The sequence below is a fragment of the Rhizobium sp. Rhizsp42 genome (assembly GCF_047304155.1).
Taxonomy (GTDB): Bacteria; Pseudomonadota; Alphaproteobacteria; order Rhizobiales; family Rhizobiaceae; genus Rhizobium.
The window spans coordinates 1-4,701 of sequence record NZ_JBGLYS010000086.1 but is presented as its reverse complement, the minus strand read 5'-3'; the positions used below and the strand labels follow the sequence as shown (position 1 = coordinate 4,701).

At 61.4% G+C, this 4,701-nt stretch carries 7 protein-coding genes; 2 read left to right on the top strand and 5 right to left on the bottom strand.

From position 1 onward, the window contains the following. Positions 1 to 133 precede the first annotated feature (133 nt). Both ACCD05_RS31565 and ACCD05_RS31560 read right to left on the bottom strand, forming a co-directional pair. Positions 134 to 283, bottom strand: a complete 150-nt coding sequence (locus ACCD05_RS31565) for a hypothetical protein (RefSeq protein ID WP_413397601.1) — start codon at positions 281 to 283, stop codon at positions 134 to 136. Between the two features lie 26 nt (positions 284 to 309). Continuing rightward, on the bottom strand, positions 310 to 558 hold the full coding sequence (locus ACCD05_RS31560; protein ID WP_413397599.1) for a hypothetical protein: 249 nt from the start codon (positions 556 to 558) through the stop codon (positions 310 to 312). Positions 559 to 1,003: 445 nt separating this feature from the next. On the opposite strand from ACCD05_RS31560, the gene ACCD05_RS31555 reads away from it, so the two are divergent. Continuing rightward, positions 1,004 to 2,113: a DUF475 domain-containing protein gene (locus ACCD05_RS31555; RefSeq protein WP_413397597.1), complete on the top strand. Its 1,110-nt coding sequence runs from the start codon at positions 1,004 to 1,006 to the stop codon at positions 2,111 to 2,113. 167 nt (positions 2,114 to 2,280) lie between these two features. Here ACCD05_RS31555 and ACCD05_RS31550 read toward each other — a convergent pair whose 3' ends face one another. The 3 genes from ACCD05_RS31550 to ACCD05_RS31540 all read right to left on the bottom strand — a co-directional run bounded on the left by ACCD05_RS31550 (position 2,281) and on the right by ACCD05_RS31540 (position 4,135). Then, positions 2,281 to 2,448, bottom strand: coding sequence for a hypothetical protein (locus ACCD05_RS31550; protein WP_018899785.1), 168 nt, complete (start codon positions 2,446 to 2,448; stop codon positions 2,281 to 2,283). 303 nt (positions 2,449 to 2,751) lie between these two features. Further along, complete coding sequence (locus tag ACCD05_RS31545) at positions 2,752 to 3,159, bottom strand: DUF1801 domain-containing protein (RefSeq protein ID WP_413397595.1); 408 nt, start codon at positions 3,157 to 3,159, stop codon at positions 2,752 to 2,754. Between the two features lie 64 nt (positions 3,160 to 3,223). Then, a complete protein-coding gene (locus ACCD05_RS31540; RefSeq protein WP_413397593.1) occupies positions 3,224 to 4,135 on the bottom strand; it encodes an NmrA/HSCARG family protein in 912 nt (303 codons plus the stop codon). A 117-nt stretch (positions 4,136 to 4,252) separates the two neighbouring features. Here ACCD05_RS31540 and ACCD05_RS31535 point away from each other — a divergent pair, with 117 nt between their 5' ends. Then, complete coding sequence (locus tag ACCD05_RS31535) at positions 4,253 to 4,660, top strand: winged helix-turn-helix transcriptional regulator (RefSeq protein ID WP_413397591.1); 408 nt, start codon at positions 4,253 to 4,255, stop codon at positions 4,658 to 4,660. Positions 4,661 to 4,701 lie beyond the last annotated feature (41 nt).

Genomic DNA, 4,701 nt, shown 5'->3' with positions numbered 1-4,701 from the left:
TAAAATCCATGCACGTCCAGCCCAGACCAACCCTCGGCAGATCCTCGGGACGAGCCCGAGGATGACGTTGGTGGGTGTGGCATCGCCCCGTAATAAGCGATCTTGTGACGGACACTCCCCGGCAAGATCACCCTCAACCCGCAGATCGCGCCTCAGCGCCAATCCGCTTCGTCTCTCCCACCCTGACACCAACACGCACATCCGCGGCGACAGGAACGGCAATCGCCCGCCACTCGCTCTCATGCTTCATGGTCAGGTCAACGGGCACTGTAGTTACGGTCATATATATCTCTCGCTATCTGCTGGAATTCAGTTCTTGTCAGAGCCCTTGTCACCATCGCTGGTGATCGGCCCCTCGCGCGACAAATCTCCACCCGTCACATGTGCGGGCACATGGATGTCATGGTGAACGCCCGGCGTCAGCGTCAGGTCCACCTGATGCGGCGGCATCACCTGGGCGGTCTTCATCCGGTTCGGCTTTGCCCGCTTCATGCGGTCTGGCGCTTGCGTGCGCTTGTCGGGAATATGGGTGTCTGGAACATGGCTATGGGTCGGCATGACCGTCCTCTCCCTTCTCGTTGCACTCTTCGCTTTACACTGGCTCCGTTTCCCGACCGCGCACCGAGCGCGCCGCGAACGAAGTCGGCGGCCCCATCGGCGACACATCTGTCGGGCAACTGAGGACCTAACGACCAGAGGCCCGGATGGTTCCCGAAAAAGCGATCGCGCGCTCCAGCCCGATCTTGACTGAGGCGCGAACTTGACTATCTCTGTTGACATCCCGCGGCCTCAGACATCGGCCGACGGGCAACCTGGTGCCGGGCCCCTCTGGCGAGAGTTTTTACGGCGCTCTCGTGATGTCGGTACCGCCTGCAAATAAGCCGGCGGATTTTCATTCGATGAAAAAGCACACCATGCCTCATGCGCATGCCCGTTGTGGTATGTCGCATTCTCTTTGCGTATCCACGCTCTCAAACAGCGCTGACGGTGGGGAGGTTCGCTCATGAGCACCTCCACCAAGACGAAATCGACACTCAGCTACTTCACCTGGTCTTTCATCGTCACGGCCGTGGGCCTCGCGCTCGGCGCAGCACTTGGCTGGCAGACGACGGGCACCATCGGCGGCATGGCGACCGTCTTCTTCATCTGTACGGTGCTCGCCGTGCTCGAGATCTCGCTCTCCTTCGACAACGCCATCGTCAATGCCAACAAGCTGAAGGAGATGACGCCGGAATGGCAGCATCGCTTTCTGACCTGGGGCATCGTCATCGCCGTCTTCGGCATGCGCATCGTCTTCCCGCTGGCGATCGTCGCCATCGCGGCGCAGATCGGCCCATGGGAAGCCCTGGTTCTCGCCGCCCGCGAGCCTGCCGAATATGCCCGCATCATGAACGACGCGCATCTGCCGATCGCGGCCTTCGGCGGCACCTTCCTGATGATGGTCGGCCTCAACTACTTCTTCAACCACGAGAAAGAGGTGCACTGGATCGCCGGGCTCGAACGCATGATGGCCCGCTCGGCCACCATCAAGGGCATCGAGATCGCCTTCGTGCTGGCCCTCATCCTGGTCTTCTCCTCCTTCCTGCCGGAAGCGGAAGCGAGCACCTTCGTGCATAGCGCCATCTATGGCCTGTTGACCTTCCTCGCGGTCGAGGTGGTGGGCGGCCTGCTCGATGCCTCGCAAAAGACGATGAGCGCCGCCGCCAAGGGTGGCCTCGGCGCCTTCATCTATCTCGAGGTGCTGGATGCCAGCTTCTCCTTCGACGGCGTCATCGGCGCCTTCGCGCTGACGCAGAACCTCTTCGTCATCGCCATCGGCCTCGGCATCGGCGCCATGTATGTGCGCTCCATGACGATCATGCTGGTGGAAAAGGGAACGCTTGCCGAATACCGCTATCTCGAGCACGGCGCCTTCTACGCCATCCTGATCCTCTCGGTGATCATGTACGTGCAGACGCTGTATCACATCCCCGAAGTCATCACCGGCCTCGGCGGCGCAACCCTGATCGGCATCTCGCTCTGGTCCTCCATCCGCTACAACAGGAAGGAACAGGCCGAAGAGCAGGCGCATGGCGAGACGCATGCGCAGAAGGAGCAGCAGGTTCAGGCCTGACGCTGATCCGGCTGCGGCTCACGCCGCAGCCCAAATCTCAGACAAAAATAAAGCCCGCGACCTCGTGAACTGACCGAGGAGAGTTGTGTTCAACTTTCCTCGGTCAGTTCACCGGGTGGCGGGCTGTTTCATTTCAGGCGGCCAAAGACCGCTTCTAGCTTGCAGGCTTAGTGATTGATGCGGCCGAACAGGCTCGGATCGATCCCGAGCTTGTTGAGATCGCGCTCGCGGGGGCGGCGGCCGGATTGGACGGCGGCGCTGGCGGCATTCGCGGCACCGATCATCGCAAAGGCGCGGCCAAGCAAGCCATCACGAATGGACTGACGGAAGGACATTGTCTTTCTTTCTCTAGCATATGATTGACTGCTTACATATGGGCGCGCGAGGCGGGAACCACAACCGCCGGGATTTCAACCCAGCCATGCGGGAATGGGCGGGGTGCGTCGGTAACCGCTAAAGCTAGGTCCCGGCGCGTGGCCCCCTCACCCTACCCTCTCCCCGTGGGGGAGAGGGGAAGATAGCACGGAGGGTGCGGCTTCCCCTTCTCCCCCCCCGGGGAGAAGGTGCCCGAAGGGCGGATGAGGGGGCTCCGGGCGCTGAGGTTCAAACAACAATATGTCTCAGCCGCACCGCCAACCTCACATCACCTCTCCCGGCAAGTCCACCGCCTGCAATATCCACCCCTTCAGCAAGGCCGCATCAAACCGCTCGCCTTCATAAACATGCACATACCGCACCCCGTCCTGCTTCGACCCGACCGGCGGCAGCGGCACCAGCGATGCACCCTTGAAGAACGTCACCTTGATGTACCGATCGAAGCAGTGAAACGCCAGGAACCAGCCGCCTTCAGCAGCGCCATAGAGCGGCGTGTTCCACTTGACGGCTTTGCGCAGATCGGGAACGAGCCCCGTTATCAGCTCATCAAGCTCTTTCCCGATAGCACTCTTCCACCCCGGCATCGCCGCGATATACGCCTGAACCGGGGCATCCCCCTCCCCCTTCGGTATCTGCGGATTGCCGCCGGACAGTAGCTTGGGCGCGCTCATCAGTGCCTCCCTGGTTGCGCTCCACTGACTGTAGCAGCAACCAAAGAGAATTTCCGCCGAAACCTTAGCGCAACGCCACGTCGGCTTTCCCCGCGTTGAGGGCCGCCTCGAAAAGCGACTTCCCATCTGCCGCCAACCACGCATCCAGCGACGTCAGGGCCCCAAACTCACGTTCGAGCGCGGGAATATCCGCCACGCCGGCAAGCAGACCGTCGTCCACCAGTTCGGCGAGACGTTTCAGGAAGGGGTTGCTGTCGAGCAACTCATCGGAAAAGCGCCGGTAAGTGATCGGCCGTCCTGCGGCCTTCGTGAACGCGCGCGCCAGATCCTCACCCGTCACGGATGCGCTGGAAAGTTCGATCGCCCTGCCGCTGAACCTGTCGGGAGCCATCAGAATTTCCGCGTTGATCCTCCCCAGGTCGTTCACGGCAATCATCTGCATCAACTGATCCGGCCGCATGAAGAAGGTGAATTCGCCCTCGGGCAAACCCATCCCGGGCAGCATCATCATTTCCATGAAGCTTGCCGGCCGGGTGATCGTGGTTGCCATCGGCAGGCCTTGGACATAGGCCTCGATTTCCGATTTGCTGTCGAAATGCCCCATTCCCGTCGGCCCTTTTCCCGCCCCACCGCCGGAGGAATAGACGAGATGGCGAACCCCGTGCCGCAAAGCGCTGTCGGCGATCGCCTTGCCCTGATCGACCTCCTGCTGATCGCTGACCTCACCGCCGGGCGAGCTGGTCTGAACGCTGAAGACACCATCGATGCCGGCCATGGCTCGATCGATCGAGTCGGTATCGAAAAGATCGCCTTTCGCCAGGGAAATCCCTTCGCCGGCCAAGGCCATCGCCTTCGCACTATCCGGGTTGCGGACGAAGGCGCGGACAGTCCTGCCCTTGGCCTTGAGCGCGCGCGCCACCGCGCCGCCCTGCTGACCGGTCGCGCCGAAGACGAGAAATTCGGAATTGTCGTCCATGACAGTTACCTTTCGTAAGCTTCAATGGTTACTATCTGGAATTATTTGAAATCCGGCACAAGACGGCACATGTTTGGGCCTAAGGCACATGATGATAACCATTGAAGGAGCCAATTCATGCAGCGTCACATCAATGGCCGCCCCGTCATCGAAACCGCGCGCGGACCGGTTCTGACCCCTTGCGCCCCCGGCAGCGTCCTGGTCCGCCTCGGCGACAAGTGGACGATCCTCGTCGTTTCGATGCTGGCTTTGTCACCCGATGAACCGATGCGCTTCGGCGCCATCCGACGCGGCATTCCGGACATATCGCAAAGGATGCTGACGCTGACGCTCCGCAACCTCGAGCGCGACGGCCTCGTGGCACGCCACTATTATCCCGAGGTGCCGCCAAGGGTGGAATACGAACTGACGGAACGCGGCAAGTCCATGCTGCCGCCCCTGGCCGCCTTCACAGGCTGGATCAGGGATACCTGGCAGGATATCGAAGCCTCCCGACTTGCCTTCGACGAGGCTCAACGAAGCTGAAAAACGCACCCCCATGGACTTCCCCCGCCCCCGCCATACCT

What these genes read in the sequence shown, in the direction of transcription:
- ACCD05_RS31540 (WP_413397593.1), bottom strand. Translation starts at nt 4,135, where the DNA reads ATGGACGACAATTCCGAATTTCTCGTCTTCGGCGCGACCGGTCAGCAG.
- ACCD05_RS31535 (WP_413397591.1), top strand. Translation starts at nt 4,253, where the DNA reads ATGCAGCGTCACATCAATGGCCGCCCCGTCATCGAAACCGCGCGCGGA.
- ACCD05_RS31545 (WP_413397595.1), bottom strand. Translation starts at nt 3,159, where the DNA reads ATGAGCGCGCCCAAGCTACTGTCCGGCGGCAATCCGCAGATACCGAAG.
- ACCD05_RS31560 (WP_413397599.1), bottom strand. Translation starts at nt 558, where the DNA reads ATGCCGACCCATAGCCATGTTCCAGACACCCATATTCCCGACAAGCGC.
- ACCD05_RS31565 (WP_413397601.1), bottom strand. Translation starts at nt 283, where the DNA reads ATGACCGTAACTACAGTGCCCGTTGACCTGACCATGAAGCATGAGAGC.
- ACCD05_RS31555 (WP_413397597.1), top strand. Translation starts at nt 1,004, where the DNA reads ATGAGCACCTCCACCAAGACGAAATCGACACTCAGCTACTTCACCTGG.
- ACCD05_RS31550 (WP_018899785.1), bottom strand. Translation starts at nt 2,448, where the DNA reads ATGTCCTTCCGTCAGTCCATTCGTGATGGCTTGCTTGGCCGCGCCTTT.